Source organism: Xanthomonas cannabis (assembly GCF_040616535.1).
Taxonomy (GTDB): Bacteria; Pseudomonadota; Gammaproteobacteria; order Xanthomonadales; family Xanthomonadaceae; genus Xanthomonas; species Xanthomonas cannabis.
This window is the reverse complement of record NZ_CP136580.1, coordinates 497593-523352: the sequence shown is the minus strand read 5'-3', so window position 1 is coordinate 523352 and position 25760 is coordinate 497593. Positions and strand designations below refer to the sequence as shown.

Sequence of the window (25760 nt, the reverse complement as noted above, 5' to 3'; positions counted from 1 at the left end):
CGCAGCGCGGCGCCGGTGTGTAAACGTTTGGTTAGCGGCGCGCGGCCGAAACGGCATGAGCACATCGCCAGCGGTGATGAGGCTTGTGGTGCAGGCAACGGCTGTCGCACATGGCAGCGATATGACAGCGGCCGCCACTGCTCGCGGTGGTGTCGGCAGCGGCTGCATGCGGCTGTTTGCTGCGGCGCTGCGCAACGTCAGCCGCGTCTGTTGTGGCGAACTTGCTGGTGCAGTTCAAGGACGGACGGGCGTCGTTGGGCGTGGCTGGCTGACCGTGCATAAGGCGACCGTGTCGCCCGGCTGTCTGATAATGCAGCTTTCCGATCCGAGCGCCCGTCATGTCCACTCCCGCTGTTCGCCCGCAACGTGTGCTGATCGCTGGCGGCAGCCGTGGCATCGGCCTGGCGATCGCCGAGGCGTTCGTGCGTCACGGCGCGCAGGTCTCGATCTGCGCACGCAATGCCGCCGGCCTTGCACAGGCTGCGAGCGCACTGGCGGCGCATGGCGCGCCGGTGCACACACTGCCCTGCGACCTGGCCGACGCCACCCAGATCGATGCCTATGTGCAGGCCGCCGCGCAGGCACTGGGCGGCCTGGACGTGGTGATCAACAACGCCTCCGGCTACGGGCATGGCAACGACGATGCGAGTTGGCAGGCCGGACTGGATGTCGACCTGATGGCCGCGGTGCGCTGCAATCGCGCCGCGTTGCCGTTTTTGCGCAGCAGCGATGCAGCAGTGATCCTCAACATCAGCTCGATCAACGCACAACGCCCCACCCCACGTGCCATCGCCTATTCCACCGCCAAGGCCGCGCTCAATTACTACACCACCACGCTGGCCGCAGAACTCGCCCGCGAGCGCATCCGCGTCAATGCCATCGCACCGGGCTCGATCGAATTTCCGGATGGCTTGTGGGACAAGCGCCGTCGCGAGGAACCGGCGTTGTATGCACGCATCCGCGACAGCATTCCGTTCGGTGGCTTCGGGCAGGTGCAAGACATTGCCGATGCCGCGTTGTTTCTTGCCTCGCCGCAGGCGCGCTGGATCACCGGGCAGGTGCTGGCGGTCGATGGCGGGCAGTCGTTGGGCGTGTGAGCTGGTGACCCGTTGAAAATACGAGAGCTAATGGACAACGACGTATGCAACGCACAAGCGCGAGCTAGGCTTAAGTTAGGGAACGTGACTGTCAGACCAATTATCACAAATTTTTTATAGCCATAGCCTAGGCCATTTAGCGCAGCCTGCATCAATTTATCAAATTTATTTCGAGAAGCTAGCAAGATAACGTACCAGACCACCCGTCCACTTTTAAGCTCAATTCACCTTAGCGCATTAATACAAAAATCTCAACGAGCATGGCGCTTGTTACGACGATCTTTTCCGCCTTTGGATTTCCCACCAATCCATTTGTCTTTCAAAAAGACAAACAATATCAAAATGCAGCCTGAAAAAAGCCATAGAAACCCATATATTGCATTGTAATACTCCTGACCAAAAAGCATCAGAATTGACCTGTCGAAAGAACAACTAATTCGGCAAGGACCAATTCCGATCAGCCAGCCCAGCATTACCAGAACCCCATAAGTTGAGAAAAAAATCCAACTAAAGATCCAAATATCTTAACAAACAAATTACCGCCTTTTAAGAAAGTCGGTTATCAGCTGAAGAACATCCCCATAGCCAGCGGATGGATCCTGCAGAGGAGGAGCCCCAGAATAATAAGGAGCCGAACAGCTACAACCCATGGCTTGCACTTGAGCAACTGTGGGATGAGATGGAATCCAATTGTTATTAATATCGCCAGCAGTGCACTGACTATTATCCTTCCTGCAGATCGCCTCAGCGCAATACTGCGTATAATCATTCCCCGATAAAAGTGAAGCCACATTTTCCTTACTGGCGATCTCCTCAGGAGCAATGCCCCTGTCGTTTATTGGATTACTGAAGCTGTTGTTATTTACATTATTGTATTGCTGGCGATTCCATTGTCTACGCTGCTGCGAATTACCGCCTCCAGGAATATTGAATCTTGAGGGTGATGAGCGCTGAAGTCCATCGGGATCTACATATTGCAACGGAACTCCACCTACATAAGCATAATAGTTAATTCCGCCAGCCAACCCAATCGGATCTTCACTAACAAACCGCCCCCACTGCGGCCGGTAGTACCTGGCTCGGTAGTAGTAAAGCCCGTTTAGGTCTTTCTCCCGCCCTGTGTACTGATACGGATTCGTATACGCCGTGCTGCTCTGCGTGGTCGTGCCATACGGATCATAATCATACCGCTGTACTGCACTACCCGCCGCATTCGTCAGCAAGCGCGTGCTGCCCAGCTGGTCGGTCAGGAAGTACGTCCTGCCACCCGTGTCGTTGCGTGCATAGCGCTGGTCGATGCCAAGCCCCGTCAGGATAGGGTTTACGGTGGTGCCTTGTGTCTCCTGCACAGTGTCCAGACCGTCGTACAGGTATTGGGTGCTTGTGCCGGCTTCAGTTTTTGCAATACGCCGGCCCAACGCGTCGTAGCTGAAGCTGGCAATCGTCGTACCGCCTTGTTGGATCTGGCTAAGACTGTCACGATCATCCCACACGTAGCTGCGGCTACCGTCCGACAGTAGGTTGACGCTCTCGTCATAGCTCAGCGCTACGTTATTGGCGGCAGTCTGCCGATTGTTATCGTCGAAGGTGTTGCCGCTGCTGGCAGCCGGAAGCGTCTGTGGTGCATGGGTGCCGGTCTGGGTGACCAATTGGCCCACCGTCTTGTAGCCATAGCCCAGGCTTCCCAATGCCGCTTGCCCGGCCTTGCCCAGGCCATGCCGGTGACCTCGTCGGCGTTGTTGTAGATGTAGACGTTTGCATTTGGTTAGGCGGGGTTTGCATGGTGAGCTGTGTGGCATTGTCATAGGCGAACGCTAGCTCATCAACTGGGTGATGCCTTTCAATCAATCGGAGTTATCCCAATATTCATACAGACCATAACCGAATTAACAATTACAAATACTTACGCCGCCCAGTGGCAGATAAAGTCTTGATAATTATCCTTATGTGCAACTCAGAGATTCCCATGTGACTCAACCGTATTTTTATCTATTTGATCTGCCAAGCGATCACATGGCGATTTTTCTTGAAAAAATTTTAAACATTCCTTGACGTAGCTTGTCTTACGATCAATGGAAAAACCTCTCCTCCTCCCCTCATAGAGGGCGTAAATAATCGCAAACGTCCTAGTGCCGCTTGAAGAATTACTCAGGCGCTCCTCTAGTTCTCGCCCCACTTGATCATCGAAACACTCAGTGGGCAGCAATGCATAATCGCTGGGCCTGAAGTTCTCAACTCCATACAAATAGAGATCCACACGTTTCACAGAAGGATACGAACAAATTCTTTTCATTATTTCATTAGTGGGCAAGTTCGAAACACTTCTATATATAGCCCTATCTCCATTATTTTCAACGCAAGAAATACTTGATAACATAATTAAAGAGAATAACAACCTAAAAGTTATCATGGGCAGCCGCATGAAGGCCCTCCTTGTCCAGCAATATCAGCCAATATCTCCTGCTCTGCATTAATCCCCTGCTTCTCGAAACCAATTGAGTCATGAGCATCTCCACGATTACCGGTTTGGATTAACCCACTAAGACTCTGCAAGACGTAAACAGAGATAAAAGTGGTTCCATATACCCCTTGCTGAACCGAATGCGTCACCTCATGTCCAAGTGTTGCAATACCACTAGCCGTGTTGGGACGATCATTCTGAAGATAAATATTAGACCCAATCGTAATTCCATTAAAACCATCAACCACAAACCAAGGAAGACCTTCGTGAACACGAGCGTCGACAAGAGCGTCTTTTGGTAGATACTGTGACAGTGTATCGATCTCGCAGGGAGTGAGCCTTCGCCCTGGCTTAACGCCTTTACTTCCCATCAATCCGAGCGGGTCAATACTATTGACAGGATTACCATCAACATACCCATATGAATTTATTCCACCAGCAAGCCTTATTGGATCCTCACTAATAAACCGCCCCCATTGCGGCCGATAGTATCTCGCCCGGTAATAATACAGGCCGCTTGAGTCCTTTTCCCGCCCAGTGTACTGATAAGGGTTTGTGTAAGCCGTGGTGCTCTGAGTGGTCGTGCCATACGGATCATAGTCATATCGCTGCACCGCGCTACCCGCTGCATTGGTCAGCAAGCGCGTGCTGCCCAGCTGGTCGGTCAGGAAGTACGTCCTGCCGCCCGTGTCGTTGCGTGCATAGCGCTGGTCGATGCCGAGTCCGGTCAGGATCGGGTTGACGGTGGTGCCTTGTGTCTCCTGCACCGTATCCAGACCGTCGTACAAGTACTGCGTGCTCGTACCACCTTCGGTCTTGGCCGTACGCCGCCCTAGCGCGTCATAGCTGAAGCTGGCAATCGTCGTGCCGCCTTGCTGGATCTGGCTCAGCCGATCGCGGTCGTCCCAGACGTAGGTGCGACTACCGTCCGAGAGCAGGTTGCCGCTGTCGTCGTAGCTCAGCGCAACGTTATTCGCTGCGGTCTGCCGGTTGTTATCATCAAAGCTATTACCACTGCTGGCGGCCGGAAGGGTCTGCGGCGCATGGGTGCCAGTTTGGGCCACCAATTGACCGACCGTGTTGTAGCCGTAACCCAGGCTACCTAACGCTGGCTGCCCGGCCTTGCCCCAGGCCATGCCGGTGACCTGATCGGCGTTGTTGTAGGTATAGACCGTCTGCACCTGGTTGGGCAGGGTCTGGGTAGTGAGGCGATTGGCGTTGTCGTAGGCGAAGATCACTTTTTCGGCGCCTTGGGTGATGTCCTTCAGGCGGTCGGCATTGTCGTAACTGTATACAACCTCTGCCTGCGTGGCGGCCTGCATCTTCGTGCGACGCCCCGCCGCGTCATAGCCGTACGTGATTGTCCCTTGCGAAGTGTTGGCCGCAACGACCTGATCGAAATTGTCATAGTCCCAGCCCAAGGTCCCGGACAAACTGTCCGCCAGCGCCACCATGCGGTTACCCGCGTCGTAGCTGGCGATCAGCGTGCCGCCCATGCTGGGGAAGGTGGTCGTGGTCGGCCGACCCAAGGTGTCATACGCATAGGTCGTGACCCGCTTGCGCCGGTCCGTGTAGGTTTTTACTCGATCCATCTTGTCGTAGGTCCAGCGCTCCACCTGGCCTAGTGCGTCTGTACGTGTTACGCGACGATCGCGTTGGTCGTAGGTATATGTCACGCCGTTGCCATGCGGCAACAAGATTGCGGCCACGTTACCGTTGGCGTCGAACCCGGTTTGCACAGTATTGCCTAACGGATCGATGGATTTCACTGCCCGACCCAGTCCGTCGTACTCCATTCGCGAAAGATTGCCCTGCACGTCCTGAGCGGCAATCATCCGGCCCAGCACGTCATACCGGAAGTGCACATTGCGACCGAGTGCATCGCTGATCTGAGTCAGGTCTTCCCCAGTCCAAATAAAGTTGGTGGTGTGATTCAGCGCATCGGTCAATGTGAGTCGCTGCCCTGCGGCGTTGCAGGTTGCTTTGGTAACTTTGCCCAGTGGGTTGGTCACCGATGTCAGACAACGGGCGGTGTAACCAAAACTGGTCTTGTGGTTGAGCGGGTCGTTAATCGATGCAAGATCCCCATCGGCGTTATAAGCCAAGGTCGTCGTGCGCGCCTCTGTGGTCCCTGCCATCACTTTGATCTGCGTCTTACGACCACTACCATCGTATGAATATTCGGTAAGCCGCCCGAGTGGATCGATTTGGGCCGTGATCTGCCCGCCGGCACCGCGCTCGTACGTAATGGTCTGAGCGAGGTTCGTGCCATAGGCAGCAGTGTCGGTTTTCGGATAAAGGGTAGCTGGATCAAATGTCACACGGCGCTTGCTGCCGTCAGGCTTGGTGATCAATCTACCGAGCGTATTTCCTTCCACATGGGCGTAGTCGATGGTCAATACCCCGCCGTCTGCCTGCGTCTGCTTGACTACACGGCCGGTCCATGATCCGAGTCCGATGTCGTCTTCGAACTCATTCCATAACACGCGCTGATTCTTGCCATCAAAGATTCCTTGCAAACGCACCTGGGCTGGAATCATCAACGTTTTTTCACGCACCTTATAGGTGAAGCTACGTGTAGTCTCGTCGGGCCGCGTGACCTTACTGAGATACCCGTCAGAGTTATATGCATAGGACCAGCTACTTCCCAATGGGTCCTTGACGCTGCTGATCCGATTACTGCTGTCGTAGGTGATCGCTAGATAACGACCATTCGCCGACACGATGCGTGAGACCAGTCCGGCATCGTAAACATAGTCGACCCGGTTACCAAACCGATCGGTCGTCCATTCGAGCTGATTTGGAGAGTACTGGTTGAAATACATCTTGCTGCCATCGCGCAAGGCGAGCAGGTAACCGTGCCCTGATGGAGTACCCTGCGTGATAGTAGAACCCGCATACTCTGAAAGAGAGCCGGACTGCGACCATTGACCTGTTAGTCCACTGCCCGATGTCCGGCTGAAAATTATCGGCGCACCACTTGGCAGCACCAGGTGTAGCTGATTGTAATCGCCGGTCGGCGAATACAAGGTGTGACGGAAACCCGCAGCGGTGCCGATGCCAAAGTCGCGCTTTATGATTTCGCGCGGTCGGTAGAAGCGGGTAATCGCGATAGGGGAGAGACCTCCAACCACAGCATCGGTCTCCTCATAGGAAAATTCTCCCGTATAAAGATCGATCGGATCACCTGCCGTGGCGCCCGCGCCCCCGGCATCGCAATTACATCCGTCGCTGACTGGTGGCTTGTCAGGCTCCGGAGGCGGGTTATTGGTATCTACGCTGTAACTCGCCCCCATGGCCTGATACAGGCCTACCCCGGCCTCTGGCGCGATACGTGTGCCATCGGAGGTAACTCGCCCCTTGCCGTAAACCCGCCACCCCTCAGCTGGCTCGTAGATCCAGAAATTGGCTCGCGTACCTGTCGGCAACTTATCGTAATTGGGGTACAGCACTTTGACGCCTTGTGCGGCTTGCGGCGTTAAGCCCTGGATCAGCGCGCCGCCTGGCTCAAGCGTGAAGTACATCGGATAGTTGGCGGGTACCGGAAACGGAGCACGATTAACGGGCGTGGGAACGATCGCCAACTCATTGACCAAATTACCCTTGCGATCGCGAATCACGGTACCGGCCGGGATATGGATCTGCAGACCAGGGATGTCAGGATGGGTGACCACCACGTCCCGCTTCAATGGTGAGGCAATGTTTGTTTTATCGCGTGCACTGATCTGCGGCACGTACATGGTGTAAGGCAAACGGGTGAGCTCACCGGCCTTGAGATCCACACCAACGACGAATTGGCCGTACTCCCGCCCGGCAATATTGGCTGACGTGCCATCGACATAGAGCTCTTGCCGCCCTGTTGCGATACCCGTGAGCACAAATCGTCCCGTTGGGTCTGTGCGTGCCTTGCTCAATCCGCTGCTGATCTCCACGCCTGCAAGAGGCCGACCATTGACCAGCAGCACTTGACCGCTGACGCTGGTTAGCCCACGGGCCATGGCAGCGACTTCAAGAGCACTAACCGGCAACGCTTCAGGTTGCGCACCCTGGACACGCCAACGCGAATCGGTACTGTCCTGGCCCGGCTGCCAGGCGCCTTCAGTCAACGAGGACGACTGCTTGCAGGGTGATGGATGGTCAGTGCCGCATCCCATCAACGCCGGATTCTTCGGGATGTCTGCACCTGCGTTGCCTATGTCCTTGGTGGTCGCGGTTTTCGCATCGACAGTAACTTCAAGCGCACGGGTCTTGAACTCGACAACAGATAGCGGCACACCTTTGCCATCCAGACCGTGCAGTCCCTGCGCCATCACCGTGTAGCTGGTGTCCGGAAAGAGTGTGGTCCTGGGCTGGATGAAAACGAGCCGGCCGCCTTCCGCTACTGATACGCGCGTGTCCACCAATCCCCCTGGACCCATCACCGACACTGTCGTGTCCTTGACATCCGCGCCTCGCACCGGTCGCGTAAAACGCAGTGCGATACGAGTGTCGGGGTAGGCTTGGGTCTCCCCTGTCGCTGGAAGCGATGCAGCCAGCGCGGTATCCGCCGATGCTGCCCAGTGAGGGTTAGCTGTAACAAACGTCTGAGTCACCGGGTCGAACAACAGATCGGTACGTGCACCGGCACTTGCTCCCATCCCTCCAGACAGGCGTACCTGGCCATCGGCCTGCAGGGTAGCGACCTGGCCAGTCCTGGCAGGCATGGCGAAGGTCACCACATGCTGGGTCTGGGGATTCCAGAGTTGAGCTTGACCGGAACTCCCTAGACCGCCCGCCAGCAGCAGCTGACCATCTGTCAACACCGTCGCGCTATGTTGCGCACGTGGACTCACACCTGCCAGTGCAATGGGCTGCAACCTATCTTGCTCGGGATCGATCAAATATCCGCCTGCACGCAGTGCGCCTCGTGCGCTTGCACCGCCCCAGATCAGCACTTGTCCATCGGCTAGACGTGTCAGACTGGCGCCTATGCGTTGCTCAGGAAGCGTCCAGGAGCGAACTCGCTGTTGCTTGGCCTGTTTCATCAAGACTATGGAGGTACCAGACGCTTCCAGACGTAGCGCCTGGTCGTCGCCAAGCGAAATCCGTTGAGCCACTGATGCATAGCCTGTCGCAGATGCATTCGCGCTTGTCGCGGGAGTGCCCGCCAAGTTCGGTGACTGAGCCCAACTGGCCGAGCCAGTGCTCGATAAAGCAGCAAGCATGCCCAGGCTGGTGCTCCAGAGCCAATGCTTCAGTGTCTTGTTGCCAGCTTCCATTTCGGCATCCTTGGAATCGCGTAGTACAGTCATTTCGAAGAGGTGAGCGTCAGCTGCGCACTCAGCGTCTCGCCGTAGTACGGGTCCACAAATACCGTATAGGTCCCTGTCATCGGCAAGTTCGGCAGATTCAACGTCGTAGCCGAGGTCGGGGCAGCAGAATTCAACGCCGTTCCGTCTGGCTTATACACCGTGTAATACGTCAGGCGGTCCGCCGGCACCGTCGTCTGGCCCGCCACCTGCAATGCCACCGTCTGACCTGCTGTACCCGCAAAGCTCAAGCGTCCGTTCTGACCGCGACGACCCAAGGTCAACGTCTGCACCTTGTCCGCTACCAATGTCCCGGTTACATCCGTCGACAACGTGCTCTTGAAACTCATCGTCCGGTCGCCGTCGTACGGCGGCGTAATCACCACGCTGTAAGTACCCGACTCTAGGTTGATCAAATTGGTCTGGCACCCATTGTTGCTTGCGTAGCAGTACTGACCGCCCAGTGTGGTGCCGTCAGGTTTGTTGACCGTCAAGTACGCATAGCCTGTTGCGTTAGGTGTCACCAAGTCACTAAGCCCCAAACCCAGGTTCTGTCCGGCCGTGGCGGTAAAGGTCAAATACACGCTCTGCTGAGGAATATTGGTGGCAAAGCTGCCACTGGCACCATTGGCCACCTGTCCGCCAGTCACCCCTGTTGCCAACGTCAACTGCGTGCTAAGCGTCTCGCCCTGGTTGGGATCGACATAGACCGTATAGGTTCCCGTTGTCGGCAGGTTGGGCAGATTCAGCGTATTCGCTGAGGTCCCATTGGATCCGGCAGTCATCGAGTTCAGCACCGCTCCATCAGGTCTATACACGGTGTAGTACGTCAGGCGGTCCGCCGGCACCGTCGTCTGGCCCGCCACCTGCAATGCCACCGTCTGACCCGCTGTACCCGCAAAGCTCAAGCGTCCGTTCTGACCGCGACGACCCAAGGTCAACGTCTGCACCTTGTCCGCTACCAATGTCCCGGTTACATCCGTCGACAACGTGCTCTTGAAACTCATCGTCCGGTCGCCGTCGTACGGCGGCGTAATCACCACGCTGTAAGTACCCGACTCTAGGTTGATCAAATTGGTCTGGCACCCATTGTTGCTTGCGTAGCAGTACTGACCGCCCAGTGTGGTGCCGTCAGGTTTGTTGACCGTCAAGTACGCATAGCCTGTTGCGTTAGGTGTCACCAAGTCACTAAGCCCCAAACCCAGGTTCTGTCCGGCCGTGGCGGTAAAGGTCAAATACACGCTCTGCTGAGGAATATTGGTGGCAAAGCTGCCACTGGCACCATTGGCCACCTGTCCGCCAGTCACCCCTGTTGCCAACGTCAACTGCGTGCTAAGCGTCTCGCCCTGGTTGGGATCGACATAGACCGTATAGGTTCCCGTTGTCGGCAGGTTGGGCAGATTCAGCGTATTCGCTGAGGTCCCATTGGATCCGGCAGTCATCGAGTTCAGCACCGCTCCATCAGGTCTATACACGGTGTAGTACGTCAGGCGGTCCGCCGGCACCGTCGTCTGGCCCGCCACCTGCAATGCCACCGTCTGACCCGCTGTACCCGCAAAGCTCAAGCGTCCGTTCTGACCGCGACGACCCAAGGTCAACGTCTGCACCTTGTCCGCTACCAATGTCCCGGTTACATCCGTCGACAACGTGCTCTTGAAACTCATCGTCCGGTCGCCGTCGTACGGCGGCGTAATCACCACGCTGTAAGTACCCGACTCTAGGTTGATCAAATTGGTCTGGCACCCATTGTTGCTTGCGTAGCAGTACTGACCGCCCAGTGTGGTGCCGTCAGGTTTGTTGACCGTCAAGTACGCATAGCCTGTTGCGTTAGGTGTCACCAAGTCACTAAGCCCCAAACCCAGGTTCTGTCCGGCCGTGGCGGTAAAGGTCAAATACACGCTCTGCTGAGGAATATTGGTGGCAAAGCTGCCACTGGCACCATTGGCCACCTGTCCGCCAGTCACCCCTGTTGCCAACGTCAACTGCGTGCTAAGCGTCTCGCCCTGGTTGGGATCGACATAGACCGTATAGGTTCCCGTTGTCGGCAGGTTGGGCAGATTCAGCGTATTCGCTGAGGTCCCATTGGATCCGGCAGTCATCGAGTTCAGCACCGCTCCATCAGGTCTATACACGGTGTAGTACGTCAGGCGGTCCGCCGGCACCGTCGTCTGGCCCGCCACCTGCAATGCCACCGTCTGACCTGCTGTACCCGCAAAGCTCAAGCGTCCGTTCTGACCGCGACGACCCAAGGTCAACGTCTGCACCTTGTCCGCTACCAATGTCCCGGTTACATCCGTCGACAACGTGCTCTTGAAACTCATCGTCCGGTCGCCGTCGTACGGCGGCGTAATCACCACGCTGTAAGTACCCGACTCTAGGTTGATCAAATTGGTCTGGCACCCATTGTTGCTTGCGTAGCAGTACTGACCGCCCAGTGTGGTGCCGTCAGGTTTGTTGACCGTCAAGTACGCATAGCCTGTTGCGTTAGGTGTCACCAAGTCACTAAGCCCCAAACCCAGGTTCTGTCCGGCCGTGGCGGTAAAGGTCAAATACACGCTCTGCTGAGGAATATTGGTGGCAAAGCTGCCACTGGCACCATTGGCCACCTGTCCGCCAGTCACCCCTGTTGCCAACGTCAACTGCGTGCTAAGCGTCTCGCCCTGGTTGGGATCGACATAGACCGTATAGGTTCCCGTTGTCGGCAGGTTGGGCAGATTCAGCGTATTCGCTGAGGTCCCATTGGATCCGGCAGTCATCGAGTTCAGCACCGCTCCATCAGGTCTATACACGGTGTAGTACGTCAGGCGGTCCGCCGGCACCGTCGTCTGGCCCGCCACCTGCAATGCCACCGTCTGACCTGCTGTACCCGCAAAGCTCAAGCGTCCGTTCTGACCGCGACGACCCAAGGTCAACGTCTGCACCTTGTCCGCTACCAATGTCCCGGTTACATCCGTCGACAACGTGCTCTTGAAACTCATCGTCCGGTCGCCGTCGTACGGCGGCGTAATCACCACGCTGTAAGTACCCGACTCTAGGTTGATCAAATTGGTCTGGCACCCATTGTTGCTTGCGTAGCAGTACTGACCGCCCAGTGTGGTGCCGTCAGGTTTGTTGACCGTCAAGTACGCATAGCCTGTTGCGTTAGGTGTCACCAAGTCACTAAGCCCCAAACCCAGGTTCTGTCCGGCCGTGGCGGTAAAGGTCAAATACACGCTCTGCTGAGGAATATTGGTGGCAAAGCTGCCACTGGCACCATTGGCCACCTGTCCGCCAGTCACCCCTGTTGCCAACGTCAACTGCGTGCTAAGCGTCTCGCCCTGGTTGGGATCGACATAGACCGTATAGGTTCCCGTTGTCGGCAGGTTGGGCAGATTCAGCGTATTCGCTGAGGTCCCATTGGATCCGGCAGTCATCGAGTTCAGCACCGCTCCATCAGGTCTATACACGGTGTAGTACGTCAGGCGGTCCGCCGGCACCGTCGTCTGGCCCGCCACCTGCAATGCCACCGTCTGACCTGCTGTACCCGCAAAGCTCAAGCGTCCGTTCTGACCGCGACGACCCAAGGTCAACGTCTGCACCTTGTCCGCTACCAATGTCCCGGTTACATCCGTCGACAACGTGCTCTTGAAACTCATCGTCCGGTCGCCGTCGTACGGCGGCGTAATCACCACGCTGTAAGTACCCGACTCTAGGTTGATCAAATTGGTCTGGCACCCATTGTTGCTTGCGTAGCAGTACTGACCGCCCAGTGTGGTGCCGTCAGGTTTGTTGACCGTCAAGTACGCATAGCCTGTTGCGTTAGGTGTCACCAAGTCACTAAGCCCCAAACCCAGGTTCTGTCCGGCCGTGGCGGTAAAGGTCAAATACACGCTCTGCTGAGGAATATTGGTGGCAAAGCTGCCACTGGCACCATTGGCCACCTGTCCGCCAGTCACCCCTGTTGCCAACGTCAACTGCGTGCTAAGCGTCTCGCCCTGGTTGGGATCGACATAGACCGTATAGGTTCCCGTTGTCGGCAGGTTGGGCAGATTCAGCGTATTCGCTGAGGTCCCATTGGATCCGGCAGTCATCGAGTTCAGCACCGCTCCATCAGGTCTATACACGGTGTAGTACGTCAGGCGGTCCGCCGGCACCGTCGTCTGGCCCGCCACCTGCAATGCCACCGTCTGACCTGCTGTACCCGCAAAGCTCAAGCGTCCGTTCTGACCGCGACGACCCAAGGTCAACGTCTGCACCTTGTCCGCTACCAATGTCCCGGTTACATCCGTCGACAACGTGCTCTTGAAACTCATCGTCCGGTCGCCGTTATAAGGCGCATCGACGATCACGCTATAGGTGCCGGCTACTGTGTCAACCAAGTTCGTCTGGCAGCCATTGCCGCTCACATAGCAATACTGATAGGCAGCATAGCTACCATCAGGTTTGTAGACCTGCAGATACATGTATGAAGCATTAGGTGCGACCAGATCACTAAATCCCAAACCAAGGTTTTGACCTGCCGTCGTGGTAAACAAAATTCGCTTACTTTGTGCGGTGGCAGACAACGCCTGCGACAACTGAGCACCATTAGTAGATAGCAGAGGCGCTTTTTCCAAAGCCAGCTTCCAAGTGGCAGGCGCGCTGACCGGACGTAATAGCAGCAAATAAGTTCCGCCAACCGAAACTCTAGGCAAATGGACAGTGGGACTTGTCGCAGAAACCGAGCCAGAAGCGATGCTAGCGTTTGCTGGACCATACGCAGTGTAGTCGATGGTCACTGCCCCAAGGCTACTGAACTGCAGACTTGGAAAATCTCCCACAGCGGCGTCATACAGCACAGCAACTGCCTTCCCAGTTGCGTTGACTGCCAAGGTCTGCGCGGCAGCATTGAGCGTTAGCCGCTTCACAGACTCGATATTTGCGATTTCAACACCTGTGGGGGCCACTACCACGTCCTGACTGCTGGTGGCCGAACCGTAGGGCGTAATAATCGTTACCTTGCCGCTGCCGACCTTGGCCGGAACTGGGAAAACGATCTGCGTGTTAGACGAACTTGATGTAGCGACCGCCCGTCCGTTGAGCAACGTCGAGGTTTGCCCTATCACAGGCAACAACTGTTTACCCGCAATCGCAACCTGCTCGCCAACTGCCACCAAAGTAGGAGCAACGGATGTGATCGTCGGAACTGCCGCAGCGGCATCAACGACGAAATTTACCGGACTTGTGGCTACGCCCGTGCCGACCGCCACTGAAATGGGCCCCGTGGTAGCGCCAGCAGGAACAGTGGCGGTTATCTCGTTGACGGTCGCAGCTACCGTCGTGGCGACAACACCATTGAACTTAACCGCATTTTGTGTGGCAGTCGTACTGAAGCCCTGACCCTTGATCTTGACGGTCGTGCCTGGAGCGCCACGTCCCGGACTGAAGGTGAAGATTGCCAACTGACCTGCAGGGAATCGATCTACGGAAAGTAGATTGCCTATGCTGTCGTAGATGTATCGAGCACTTGACCCCACATCGTCACTGACCGCAACCAATTTGCCGCTGCTGTCATAGACATAGTTGGTGGCTGAAGACACCATGGACAAAAGCATCAATAGCGCTAGCAGGAATACTTTGCCTGCGCGCCAGAAGCCAAGTGAAGCCCTCTTAGACTGACGCACGTCCGTTGCTTGCTCGCAATGCGAGGTCAATCGCCCATCCATGAGGCTTCCTTTGGTCCATCGGGCAGTTAGCCCGGGTCTAGATTTTTATGGTTGATATTCATACTCTGTTCAATCTTTGAAAGCAAGAAAAATGTCGCGAAAGGTCCCCATCTCTATCTTCCTGGCCATCGTCCTGCTCTTGCTAGGGGCAAGGTGGCTGGCCGGATTGAATCTGGACCAAGGGAAAGCTCATCAAGCCAAGGCAGACTTGGGTGAGACTTTGTTCCGAGACACAACTCTCAGTGCAGATCGGACCCTGGCCTGTAGCTCATGCCATGACCCCAGCAAAGCGTTTGCCCAAGACGTCGCGGTTCCCACTGTCTATGGCACGCGCACCGGTACCCGGAACGTACCGAGCTTGCTGGACCTTCCTTACTTCACTCACTTTTTCTGGGATGGTCGAGAGGAGCGACTGGACCAAGCAGCGGTGGCGGCCTTCACCAATCAGGCCGAAATGGCTCAACCGGGTATGAGTGTGGTGATCAAGGTGGTGTCACAGCGACTGGACTACCGAGCACGGTTTAAAGCCGCGTTCGGCGACGAACATATCAATCAGGAACGCATCTCCAGTGCCATCTTGGCCTACCTGACTTCTGTGACCACTGGTCGCAGCCGATATGACGCTTTTGTCGCGGGAAACACTCCTGCAATGACGACGGCAGAGCGCCGCGGCCTGAATGTGTTCCGTGGGAAAGCCGAGTGTTCTTCATGCCACACTTTGAACGGCACACCGGCCGCTTTCACGGACAACCGATTTCATCATTCCAACGTCGGAATGGATCGGATGGCTGGGCAGGTAGGCAACACCATTGAGTCCTTTAGAACCAAGCGCGAGCAGGGTGTCCCGGTCGCCGAGCTGGTGTTGTCAGACCCGGAAATGGCCGCCTTGGGACGATTTGCAATCAGCGGCCAAGGCAGCGATCTCGCGGCCTACCGAACACCAACGCTACGCAATGTCACCCGCACGCCACCCTATATGCACGATGGCAGCGTACGCAACCTTGAAGAGGCCATCCAGCGCGAGATCTATTACCGCAGTCTTGCGCGTGGCACACCCATCTCGCTAACTGCGGAAGAACAACAGGATTTACACGCATTCCTGCATGCACTGGAAGACCTATCAAACGACGCCCATTAAGATTTAGCGTCGACTTCGGCAGCAGCAGGTTGGCTCTGCACTACGTCAAACTCGCGCTGAACTACTTTTCCAGTTTTACCAAGCCGCGCTTCCAACAAATGGCGACCCTCCGACCAAGGCTGAGCAGGCTTGAACTCGAAGTGCACCGAATCACTATTAGCGGCCAGCGGTTGAACCTTCTCACCTAGCACCTGACCATTCTTTAGATCGATCAACCGAAGTGAAATAGATGGCACGTCGGACCCAGAATGGGTGACTGACACTGTGACTGAAATCGGTGAGTCAGGACCCACTGGCTCGGACCGGTTCTGGAGTGTGGCCCCACTTCCCTTGGTCACCACCAGGATCTCTCGAATTTTTGCTGAACTCGCAGCTGCTAAAGGCGCTGTTGACGCTTGCGGCTCTTTTTCACCGCTGCCTGCAGGCGCGGTGCAACTGCACAATGCGCCAACCAACAAAACCAAAGTCCCTTTCATCAATAAATCCATAGCCGTTTCCTTTTGGCGAACCTGTCGCGGACAACGCAAGGTTATCAGGAACCAGGGCTCCGCTGCATCTCAGCAAAGCACCCGATTTTTCCAAACGGACTAGTTGAGATTTGCTAGGACTACGAGTCTGGCGAGACTATTGTCCTCTTAGCGTTAGCCTTATCTAGGCAGACGCCTAGCGCTAACCCACCAACTCCGCCGCCTCAACACAATGCTCGCCACGCGCCGGGGCCAGCGCTGCAGCCACCATCGCCGCAGCAATCCTTTCGGCCGGATTGATCCGGAAGCGGCGCGGCAGGATCGGGCCGAGCGCGCCCAGCACCAGGCTGCCGAAATGTTCGCCGGTACGGCGCTCCTCGCGTTCGCCGCCGATCAGGCCGGGGCGCACGAAAGTCAGCGAGGGAAAGCCGATGTCGCGCAGATCGCGTTCCAGTTCGCCCTTGACGCGGCTGTAGAAGATGCGCGATTGCGCATTGGCGCCGGCCGCCGAGTTCAGCACGAAGACCGAGGTGCCTTGCGCACAGGCTGCGCGCGCGATGGCCATCGGGTAATCGTGGTCGATGCGGTAGAACGCCTCGCGCGAGCCGGCTTGTTTCATGGTGCTGCCCAGGGCGCAGATGGCCGCTTCCATGCGCGGTGCCGTCCAGTGATCGAGCCGTTCGAAGTCGATCACCTGATTGCGCAGCTTGGGGTGAATCTGCGTGAGCGGCCGCCGCGTGATCGCCACCACGCCCGTGCAGCGCGCGTCGGCCAGCAATTGCTGCAACACCTGTTTGCCGACCAGGCCGGTCGCCCCTGCCAACAAGACATCCATCAGGCCGTCCTCGCCATCAGCGCGCACCTTCGGAAACGATGCGCGCACTGCTGATGATGCGGTCGCGTTCCACCGCCAGCAGTGTCAGCGAGTGCGCCGGCGCCTTCCATTCGCTGCCACCGGCCACCACGCGGCCGCCGTGGCGCGCGGTGTCCACCAGCACGCGCCAATGCTCGTCGTGCATCGATGGCAGGGTGAACGCCACGCTGGTGGAGGCGGCATTGATCAACATCAGCAAGGTCACGTTGGCGGCGATCTCGCGCAGGCCGGTGGTCGGCGAGCGACCGTCCAGGCGCAGCATCAGCGCGCGTGCCTCGGGATCGTGCCAGGCGGCTTCGTCCATCTCGGTACCGTTGGGCGCCAGCCAGGTGAGATCCTTCAGACCCAGCGCTTCGTCGAATTTGCCGTCGAAAAAGCGTGCGCGATGCAGCAGCGGGTAACGCTGACGGATGCGGATCAGGCGGCGCACGAAGGCGGCCTGATCGGCCGCTGCGGCCTTGGTGGCGGCGGTCCAGTCGATCCAGGTCAACTCGTTGTCCTGGCAATACGCATTGTTGTTGCCGTTCTGGCTGTGCCCGAACTCATCGCCGGCCAGCAGCATCGGCGTGCCTTGCGACAGCAGCAAGGTGGCCAGCAGGTTGCGCATCTGCTGCCGGCGCAGCTGCTTGATCGCCGGGTCGTTGGTGTCGCCTTCCACGCCGTAGTTGGCGGAGATGTTGTGGTCGCTGCCGTCACGGCCGTCCTCGCCGTTGGCCATGTTGTGCTTGCCTTCGTAGCTCACCAGATCGCGCAGGGTGAAGCCGTCGTGCGCGGTGACGAAGTTGACCGAGGCGGTCGGGCGGCGGCCGCTGTGGTTGAACAGGTCTGCAGAGCCGGTGAGGCGCGTGGCCAGCTCGGCCAGCTGGCCGCCGTCGCCGCGCCAGAACGCACGCACGTTGTCGCGGAATTTGTCGTTCCATTCCACCCAGCCGGGCGGAAAATTGCCCACCTGATATCCGCCCGGGCCGATATCCCACGGCTCGGCGATCAACTTGGTCTGGCTCAGCACCGGGTCCTGGCGCACCGCGTCCAGGAAGCTGCCGGAGGGATCGAAACCATAGCGTTCGCGGCCGAGGATGCTGGCCAGGTCGAAGCGGAAGCCGTCCACGTGCATTTCCTGCACCCAGTACCGCAGCGAATCCATCACCATGCGCAGCGCGCCGACATTGGTCAGGTCGAAGGTGTTACCGGTGCCGGTGTCGTTGATGTAGAAGCGGCGATCGTCGGCCAGGCGGTAATAGCTGGCATTGTCGATGCCCTTGAACGAGAGCGTGGGCCCCAGCTCGTTGCCCTCGGCGGTGTGGTTGTAGACCACGTCCAGCAGCACCTCCAGCCCGGCATGATGTAGGCGCGCCACCATCTGCTTGAACTCGGCCACGGTACGCGTGGACATGTAACGTGCCTGCGGCGCAAAGAAGCCCAGCGTGTTGTAGCCCCAGTAGTTGCGCAGGCCTTTTTCCAGCAGGTATTGATCGTCGACGAAGGCGTGCACCGGCAGCAGTTCCACCGCGGTCACACCGAGTGAGCTGATGTGGTCGATGAGCTCGTCGGTCTTCAAGGCCGAGAAGGTACCGCGTTCGTCCAGCGGCACCGCTGGATGCAGCATGCTCAGGCCGCGCACGTGCGCTTCATAGATTACCGTGCGGTTCCAGGGTGTCTGCGGCGGGCGGTCCTGGCCCCAGGTGAACGCCGGGTCGATCACCGCGGATTTGGGCATGAATGCCGCGCTGTCACGGCGATCGAAGCTCAGGTCCTTGTCGCGGTGGCCGATGGTGTAACCGAACAGATGCGGCGCCCATTTGAGTTCGCCGACGATCTGCTTGGCGTAGGGGTCCAGCAGCAATTTGTTGTGGTTGAAGCGATGCCCCGCGTCGGGGGCATAAGGGCCGTGCACACGGTAGCCGTACAACTGCCCGGGGCGGGCGTCGGGCAGGTAGCCGTGCCAGACCTCGTCGGTGTATTCGGGCAGTGCGATACGCTCCTGCTCGCGGCCACGCTCGTCGAACAGGCACAGCTCCACGCGAGTGGCATTGCGCGAATACAGCGCGAAATTGACACCCAGGCCATCCCAGGTGGCGCCGAGCGGGTTGGGACGGCCTTCGCGGATACGCGAGCGCTGGGTGAACTTGCGAGTGGCCATCGGTGACTCCTTAGAACGGTGAACTCAAGACGGTGTGCGATTGCGGGTGCCGGCGGGTCCACCCGCACGGCGCGCCATACGGCGCCCGTGCAAGGTGCCCGGGACCACGTTACTGGCGTGCAGCGATGGGCGTGGCCGCAGACTCGGCGGCCTGCTCGGCGGCGCGTTCTTCGGCATCCACCAGCCGCTCGGCCATGGCCCAGTGGCGGTCCGCATGCCCATCGGGACGGCCTTCCGCCTCCCAGATCTCCTGTGCCAACTGGCGAAGCCGCGCCTGCCGTTCCATGTCGTTCATTGCGTACGTTTCTCTCGATGTCGATTACTGGGGGGTCAACAACACTGCCACTGGCGAGCGTGCAAACAGCGTGGACAGTGCCACGCGGCCGCGTTGCGGCTGCAGCGTGCTGCCATCGAGCACATTACGGTATGTGCCCTCGGCCAATGCCAACGACGCCTGACCCCAGGTCGCCGGCGGCACCAGCAACGGCAGATCGCCCTCGTGTTGATCACCGGCGCCCAACCGGGTCACCGCGACCACCAGCGCCTGCCCACGGTACTGACGACGGAATGCCAGCACCTGCGCATCGCCACTGACCGCCACGTTCAACGGCTGATAGTCGCCCTTCGCAAACAGCGCCGGATGTTCGCCACGCAGCTGCAACAGCAGCGCGGTGAGCCGCGCCTTGACCGCGCCATCGCGCCAGCCGCGCAGCAGGCCATTGAACTCGCGCGCCTGCTCCAGCCACTGCTGGCGCTGGGCGTAATCGACCGGGCGGCGGTTGTCCGGGTCCACCAGCGACAGATCCCAGCCTTCGGTGCCCTGGTACAGATCGGGCACGCCGGGCACGGTCAGACGCAGCGTGGTTTGCACCAGCGCATTGCGCGCGCCGGCCGCGGCGATGTGGTTGCTTGCGCGCAACAAGGCGCGGCGCAGCGGCAACCCGGCGCGGCTGGTCAGCACCTGCTCCACGGTGGCCTGCACGGCCTGTTCGTAGGCGGCCGAACCGTCGGTCCAGCTGGTATGCAGCTTGGCTTCGCGTACCGCCTTGAGCAGCCACTGCGCCACGCGCTCGGCATACTCGGCCAGCGGCTCGGCCTGGTCGGCGCCCAACCCGATCGGCCATGCGGCCACCAGGGTCTGCCACAGCATCTGCTGGTCGCCCCCGGCCAGCGCGGGCGATTCCAGCGCTTCGGCCAGGGCATCGAACTGGGCGCTCTGCTCGACCCACCACCGCGGCTGTTCGGACAGCACCGCCAGCCGCATTCGCAGGTCTTCGCCACGCTTGTGATCGTGCGTGGCGGTGGCCAACAGCGCGCGCGGGTAATGCTTGGCACGCTCGGCATTCTGCGCGTGGAACTCGGCGGCCTCGTTGGCGAAATGGGTCGGATGGCTGCCCACCTCGTTACGCGAGAGCAGCACGCCATGCCGGTAGAACGCGGTGTCTTCCACCGCCTTGGCATTGAGCGGCGCAGACAGCTGCTCCACACGCCGGCGCAGGATGCGTCGCAGCGCGATCTGCGCACGGTCGGCACCGTTATCGTCGAGCAGCCAGCGCTCGATCGCATCCACGGCCGCCACGATCGATTCGGGCATGCCCTCGCGCGCCTGCGCAGCGGTGGCACGCAGCCGCTCTGCCTCGCTGCCGACGATGCCCTTGGCACCGGCGTAGGTGCGGTACACCGGGAACCAGCGCAGCAGCACGCATAAACCGCGCGCCAGCATCTGCGGGCTGAACTCGCGCGTGGGCGGGTCCAGCCGCGCCAGGGCCGACAGCGCACCGACCGCGCGATTGAATTCTGTCTGCAGCGGGCCGCGCAGCATCTCGTCGCGTGCAGCGCGCTCTTCCTGCGCGAAATCGCCGCTGCGTCCGCTCACCCGCTGCCAGGCACGCGCCAGCGGCTTGAAGCCGGCTGGGTCGTGCAGCACGCCGCCGACCTGGTCCATGAAGTCGTAGCCGGTGGTGCCGTCGCAGGGCCAGTCGGCCGGCAGGTGCTCGCCGGGGGCGAGGATCTTTTCCAGATACAGCCCCAGCGTGCCGGGCTTGAGCCCGCGCGTACGCCCGGCCGCATCCAGCCGGCTGCGCAGCTTACGCACATACCCGGTGGGATCGGTGAGCCCGTCCACGTGATCGATGCGCAGGCCATCCAGATGGCCTTCGGCCACCAGTCGCAGCGGCAGCGCATGCACCGCGTCGAACACGGCCGGCAGTTCCACCCGCAACGCCACCAGCGAGGTGATGTCGAAGAAGCGGCGGTAGTTGAGCATGTCGTTGCCCACACGCCACCAGTTCAGGCGATACGGTTGGCGTTCGATCAACTTGTGCAGGCGGCCATCGCCGCGCTTGGCGCCATCGTTGTAGTCGCGCAGCCACTGCGCGCGTGCCGCTTTTTCCGGCACCTCCAGCGTCTGCGCCCGGATCGGATAGCGCTGGTCGTAATGCGCCAGCGCGGGGCTGCCATCGTCTTCGATCACCAGGGTGATCAGACCTTCGGCCAGCGCGGTGGCATACGGGCGGTCCAGCACCGCCAGCCACAACTTGCCGTCGCGGCCCGGAGCGCGCCAGTCGATGTCGAACCAGTCGGCATGCTTGGCGCTGCGGCCGTTGCGCAATACATCCCACCACCAGGCGTTTTGCGCGTGCGTGGCCATGTGGTTGGGCACGATGTCGGCGATCAGGCCCATGCCGTGTTCGCGCGCGGCTTGCGAGAGCGCGATCAACGCGTCTTCGCCACCGAGCTCGGGATTGACCACGGTCGGGTCGATATTGTCGTAGCCGTGCGTGGAGCCCGGCACCGCAGTGCCGATCGGCGACAGATACAGATGGCTGATGCCAAGACCTGCGTAGTACGGCACCTGCGCAAGCGCGTCGTGCAGGGTGAAGCCGGCATGCAACTGCAGGCGGGCGGTGGCGCGAAGGTCGATCATGGGTGCGGTTCCGTAACGGCCGCGACGCGACGCGCCTCGGCAAAGCCCTGCAGCGCCGTGCTCAGGCGCGCATGCGGCAAGGGATCGGGCAGGCGTCGACGCCAGTTGGGATGGACCTCGACGGTACCCGGCAGATTGGGTTGTTCTTCCAGCGCCAGCGCGTCTTCCACCGGCAGCAAGGCCAGGGGCGACACGCTGGTGGCGGTGAAGCGGAGCGCGCCCAGCAGTGGGTCGCCCGCAGCGGCCAAGCCGGCGTGTTCGACCGCCGCATCCAGCCGCGCGACATCCTTGCTGCGGTCTTTGGCGTCGCCGTCTGCCTGCGCAGGCGCGATCAACTCCAGCTTGCGCCGCCAGGCGATGTCGCGACCTGCACGCCAGCCGGTGAGCGTGGGCAGATCGTGCGTGGTGGTGGTGGCGATGGCATCGGGCCGCCACAACGCCGGCGCGACAAACGCGCCGTCTTCGTCGCGGGTGAACATCAATACATCGATGCCCATGACGCCGCGGCGCGAGAGTTCTTCGCGGATGCCCGGCGGCACCACGCCCAGGTCTTCGCCGATGACAATCGCGCGATGCCGCCACGATTCCAGCGCGAGCAGATTGAGCAGATCGTGCAGGGGGTAGGCCAGATACGCGCCTTCGTTGGAGCCGGCGCCATCGGGCACCACCCACAGCCGCATCAGGCCAAGAATATGATCGATGCGGATACCGCCGCGGTCGCGCAGCACCGCGCGCAACAGCGCGATGTAGGGCGCAAAGCCGCTGCGCCGCAGCGCCGTGGGCGAATACGCACCGATGCCCCAATGCTGGCCATCGGCATTGAAGGCATCCGGCGGCGCGCCCAGCACCAGGCCACGCAAGACGGTGTCTGCAGCGGCCGCAGCTTCGGCGCCGTTGGGATCGAAGCCCACCGCCAGATCGGCGATCAGGCCGATCTTCATGCCGCGCTCGTGCGCCTCGCGTTGCGCATCCGACCAACTGCGCGCGGCCAGCCACTGGGTGAACACATGCAGTTGCGGGTCGTTGTCGCCAAAGTCCTGCGCGGCGAAGCGTGCGAAACCCTCCAGTGCCTGCCCCCCCGCGTTGCGGAACGCGAGCAGATCGGGGTGGTCCGGCGCCACCCGCGTATGCAGGTGGCGCAGCAGTTCCCACTTGGCCTGGGCCGAGGCCGGCCAGTCGATCAAGCCATTGGCGTGCAGCGTGTCGAAACGCTGGCGCAAGCCGTCGACCTCGTTGATCGCCTGCAGCGCCAGTTCGCCCAGCACGCGTACCGGCGCGGCATGCAGCGGGTCGAAAAAGCGCCGGTCGCTGGGCGAATACGGGCTGTAGCCGCCGGTAACCGGGCGCGAGGCATGCACCGGACTCAGCGCCAGCGCATCGGCGCCAGCCAGTGCGGCATGCCGCAACCATTCCACGGTGCCGGCAGCATCGCCGATCCCGCCGTCATCGAGACTGCAGGCCGAGTAGACCTGCAACGCCATGCCCCAGGCACGCGGCGCGGGCTGGCCGCAGGCATCGGCCACGCTGAAGCAGCGTTGCGGGGCGACGGCCACCTGCTGGGTCAACCCGCCGATCTGCAGCGTCCAGTAACCGAAGCGCTTCGGTGCGCGCAGCTGCCCTTGTGCGTCGGCACGCGCGTCTTCGCTGGCACCCGCCTCATCGGTCCAGCGGCCGCTGGCGTTGGCGGCCACCCGTAACGCCAGCGGTTCGCCCACCTGCACGGTGAGCAGCGGCGCCACTTCGTCGGCCTGCGCCTTGCAGCGGCGCAGGCTGTCTTCGCGCTGACTGGCGGTGGCGGCAGGCAGGTCCAGCGCGGTGAGCACCGCCTGTACCGATGCCTCGGACACCTGCCGCGGCTGGTCGCTGGCATCCACCCAATCCACCATCACTCCGGCCGCGGCGGCCAGGGTGTGCAAGGGGTTCGTGCTCATGTGCGGTCCTCGTGCCAGGCGATGAAGCCGTCGACCGGCAACTGCTGCGCATCGGCATCGACATTCTCGGCATACGCCACGCGTCCGCGCAGTGGTGGCAACGGCACTGCGGCGGCACCGACGTTGAAGGCGATATGCCACAGTCCATCCGGCAACTCCCAGGTCGCGGTCAGCGCGCCCTCGGTCAGCACGCTGGCGCGCAGCGCGCGCGCTTCGGCCAGTCCCGGTACCAGCCACTGACGCCGCACGCCCAGCAACGCGGTGAACCACGCCGTCCAGCGCGCACCATCGCCGTGCGCGGCATCGTCGATCGGCGATCGCGACGCTTCGAACGTGGCATGGCTGTTGGGGTCGGGAATGGTGGCGCGCTGCGCCTCGTCGGCAAACGCGGCAAAGTGCGCAAACTCCTTGCGGCGGCCTTCGCGCACCGCATCGTCCAGCGGCGGGCCGAAGTCGGTGAAGAACAGGAACGGCTGCGTCGCGCCCCACGGCTCGCCCATGAAGAACAGCGGGATCATCGGCGTCAACGCGGTCAGCGCCAATGCGGCACGCAAGCGCTTGGGCGCCACCAGCACGCTCAGCCGTTCGCCGCGGGCACGGTTGCCGATCTGGTCGTGGTTCTGCGCAAACACCACAAATTTATGCGGCGGCAATGCACCGCTGGGCTCGCCGCGCACATGCCCACGCGGGTCGGGCTCACCCTGGTAGGCAAAGCCTTCGCCCAGCACACGCGCCAGATGCTCGGTCGGCTTGTCGGCGAATGCGGCGTAATAGCCTTCCTCTTCGTCGGTCAGCAGCACATGCAGGGCGTTGTGGAAGTCGTCGTCCCACTGCGCGGTGTAGCCGCGTTGCAGCTGCGAGGCCTGGTTGGCCTCGTTTTCCAGCACCAGGTGCACGTGACGCCCGGCCGGCAGGCTGGTCTCCACGGTCTCGCGCAAGGTGTCCAGGAACGCATTCGGGGTGATCGCATGCACCGCATCCAGGCGTAGCCCGTCGAAGCGGTATTCGTGCAGCCACATCAGTGCGTTGTCGAGAAAGTAGCGCTGCACCGGCGGCTTGCGGAAGTCGATCGCGGCACCCCACGGCGTGGGCTTGTCTTCGTTGAAGAACGGGCCGGCATAACTGTGCAGGTAATTGCCGTCCGGGCCAAAGTGGTTGTAGACCACATCCAGCAACACCATCAGGCCGTGTCCGTGCGCGGCATCGATCAGCGCCTTGAGCGCGTCCGGGGTGCCGTAGGCATCGGCCGGCGCATACGGCAGCACGCCGTCGTAGCCCCAGTTATGCGCACCTGGAAACGCGCTCAATGGCATCAGCTCGATGGCGGTGATGCCCATCGCCGCCAGGTGCGGCAACTGCGCCTGCACTCCGGCATAACCACCGCAGGTCCCCACGTGCAGTTCGTAGATCACTGCCTCGTCCCATGGCCGTCCCTGCCACTGGGTGTTCTGCCAGGCGTAGCCGTCGGTGGGCTGGACCGCGCTGGGGCCATGCACGCCTTCGGGCTGCCAGCGCGAGGCCGGGTCCGGCACCGGCTCGCCGCCGTCCACGCTGTAGCGATACCGCGCATCCGCCGCGCAGGCGAACGTGGCGGTGAAAAAGCCGTCCGCTCCGGCCTGCAGCGCGTGGCGGGTGCCATCGTCGAAGACCACCTCCACGCGCGTGGCGTCCGGTGCCCAGAGCGCGAAGCGCACCTGTCCCTCACCCGCTGGCCATGCGCCCCAGGCCGGGGTGGTGTCGTTGCGCTGGTTCAT

At 60.4% G+C, this 25760-nt stretch carries 13 protein-coding genes; 2 read left to right on the top strand and 11 right to left on the bottom strand.

Features of this window, described 5'->3' with window-relative positions:
• The first annotated feature begins 338 nt into the window (after positions 1 to 338).
• A complete protein-coding gene (locus RZV17_RS02210) occupies positions 339 to 1097 on the top strand; it encodes an SDR family NAD(P)-dependent oxidoreductase (protein WP_355606880.1) in 759 nt (252 codons plus the stop codon).
• Positions 1098 to 1348: 251 nt separating this feature from the next.
• Here RZV17_RS02210 and RZV17_RS02205 read toward each other — a convergent pair whose 3' ends face one another.
• The 4 genes from RZV17_RS02205 to RZV17_RS02190 form a co-directional block, all read right to left on the bottom strand.
• Positions 1349 to 1570: a hypothetical protein gene (locus tag RZV17_RS02205; protein ID WP_355606877.1), complete on the bottom strand. Its 222-nt coding sequence runs from the start codon at positions 1568 to 1570 to the stop codon at positions 1349 to 1351.
• A 63-nt stretch (positions 1571 to 1633) separates the two neighbouring features.
• Entirely contained in the window at positions 1634 to 2746 is a 1113-nt protein-coding gene (locus RZV17_RS02200) for an RHS repeat-associated core domain-containing protein (RefSeq protein ID WP_355606875.1), read from the bottom strand.
• A 757-nt stretch (positions 2747 to 3503) separates the two neighbouring features.
• On the bottom strand, positions 3504 to 8816 hold the full coding sequence (locus tag RZV17_RS02195; protein ID WP_355606872.1) for an RHS repeat-associated core domain-containing protein: 5313 nt from the start codon (positions 8814 to 8816) through the stop codon (positions 3504 to 3506).
• Positions 8817 to 8845: 29 nt separating this feature from the next.
• Positions 8846 to 14530 (bottom strand): IPT/TIG domain-containing protein, encoded by a 5685-nt coding sequence (locus RZV17_RS02190; RefSeq protein ID WP_355606869.1) that lies wholly within the window; start codon positions 14528 to 14530, stop codon positions 8846 to 8848.
• A gap of 91 nt (positions 14531 to 14621) precedes the next feature.
• Between RZV17_RS02190 and RZV17_RS02185 the strand changes: the two genes are divergently transcribed.
• Positions 14622 to 15668: a cytochrome-c peroxidase gene (locus RZV17_RS02185; RefSeq protein ID WP_047695469.1), complete on the top strand. Its 1047-nt coding sequence runs from the start codon at positions 14622 to 14624 to the stop codon at positions 15666 to 15668.
• Here the strand turns inward: RZV17_RS02185 and RZV17_RS02180 are convergent.
• The 7 genes from RZV17_RS02180 to treZ form a co-directional block, all read right to left on the bottom strand.
• Positions 15665 to 16156, bottom strand: coding sequence for a hypothetical protein (locus tag RZV17_RS02180; protein WP_139015227.1), 492 nt, complete (start codon positions 16154 to 16156; stop codon positions 15665 to 15667). The two genes, RZV17_RS02185 and RZV17_RS02180, sit on opposite strands and share 4 nt — an antisense overlap.
• A 181-nt stretch (positions 16157 to 16337) precedes the next feature.
• A complete protein-coding gene (locus tag RZV17_RS02175; RefSeq protein WP_355606864.1) occupies positions 16338 to 16970 on the bottom strand; it encodes an NAD(P)H-binding protein in 633 nt (210 codons plus the stop codon).
• Between the two features lie 16 nt (positions 16971 to 16986).
• Entirely contained in the window at positions 16987 to 19149 is a 2163-nt protein-coding gene (glgX, locus tag RZV17_RS02170) for a glycogen debranching protein GlgX (protein ID WP_047695470.1), read from the bottom strand.
• Between the two features lie 109 nt (positions 19150 to 19258).
• Positions 19259 to 19444 (bottom strand): DUF2934 domain-containing protein, encoded by a 186-nt coding sequence (locus RZV17_RS02165; RefSeq protein ID WP_047695471.1) that lies wholly within the window; start codon positions 19442 to 19444, stop codon positions 19259 to 19261.
• 24 nt (positions 19445 to 19468) lie between these two features.
• Positions 19469 to 22075 carry a malto-oligosyltrehalose synthase gene (gene treY, locus RZV17_RS02160; RefSeq protein WP_355606861.1) on the bottom strand — a complete coding sequence of 869 codons (2607 nt, stop codon included), beginning with the start codon at positions 22073 to 22075 and terminating at the stop codon, positions 19469 to 19471.
• The gene (locus RZV17_RS02155) at positions 22072 to 24006 is read right to left on the bottom strand and encodes a 4-alpha-glucanotransferase (RefSeq protein WP_355606858.1); all 1935 of its coding nucleotides are present in this window, start codon (positions 24004 to 24006) and stop codon (positions 22072 to 22074) included. The genes treY and RZV17_RS02155 overlap by 4 nt, the downstream gene beginning before the upstream one ends.
• A complete protein-coding gene (treZ, locus tag RZV17_RS02150) occupies positions 24003 to 25760 on the bottom strand; it encodes a malto-oligosyltrehalose trehalohydrolase (protein ID WP_355606855.1) in 1758 nt (585 codons plus the stop codon). Before treZ ends, RZV17_RS02155 begins: the two co-directional genes overlap by 4 nt.

What these genes read in the sequence shown, in the direction of transcription:
- RZV17_RS02210 (WP_355606880.1), top strand. Translation starts at nt 339, where the DNA reads ATGTCCACTCCCGCTGTTCGCCCGCAACGTGTGCTGATCGCTGGCGGC.
- RZV17_RS02205 (WP_355606877.1), bottom strand. Translation starts at nt 1,570, where the DNA reads ATGCTGGGCTGGCTGATCGGAATTGGTCCTTGCCGAATTAGTTGTTCT.
- RZV17_RS02195 (WP_355606872.1), bottom strand. Translation starts at nt 8,816, where the DNA reads ATGGAAGCTGGCAACAAGACACTGAAGCATTGGCTCTGGAGCACCAGC.
- RZV17_RS02190 (WP_355606869.1), bottom strand. Translation starts at nt 14,530, where the DNA reads ATGGATGGGCGATTGACCTCGCATTGCGAGCAAGCAACGGACGTGCGT.
- RZV17_RS02185 (WP_047695469.1), top strand. Translation starts at nt 14,622, where the DNA reads ATGTCGCGAAAGGTCCCCATCTCTATCTTCCTGGCCATCGTCCTGCTC.
- RZV17_RS02180 (WP_139015227.1), bottom strand. Translation starts at nt 16,156, where the DNA reads ATGGATTTATTGATGAAAGGGACTTTGGTTTTGTTGGTTGGCGCATTG.
- RZV17_RS02175 (WP_355606864.1), bottom strand. Translation starts at nt 16,970, where the DNA reads ATGGATGTCTTGTTGGCAGGGGCGACCGGCCTGGTCGGCAAACAGGTG.
- glgX (WP_047695470.1), bottom strand. Translation starts at nt 19,149, where the DNA reads ATGGCCACTCGCAAGTTCACCCAGCGCTCGCGTATCCGCGAAGGCCGT.
- RZV17_RS02165 (WP_047695471.1), bottom strand. Translation starts at nt 19,444, where the DNA reads ATGAACGACATGGAACGGCAGGCGCGGCTTCGCCAGTTGGCACAGGAG.
- treY (WP_355606861.1), bottom strand. Translation starts at nt 22,075, where the DNA reads ATGATCGACCTTCGCGCCACCGCCCGCCTGCAGTTGCATGCCGGCTTC.
- RZV17_RS02155 (WP_355606858.1), bottom strand. Translation starts at nt 24,006, where the DNA reads ATGAGCACGAACCCCTTGCACACCCTGGCCGCCGCGGCCGGAGTGATG.
- treZ (WP_355606855.1), bottom strand. Translation starts at nt 25,760, where the DNA reads ATGAACCAGCGCAACGACACCACCCCGGCCTGGGGCGCATGGCCAGCG.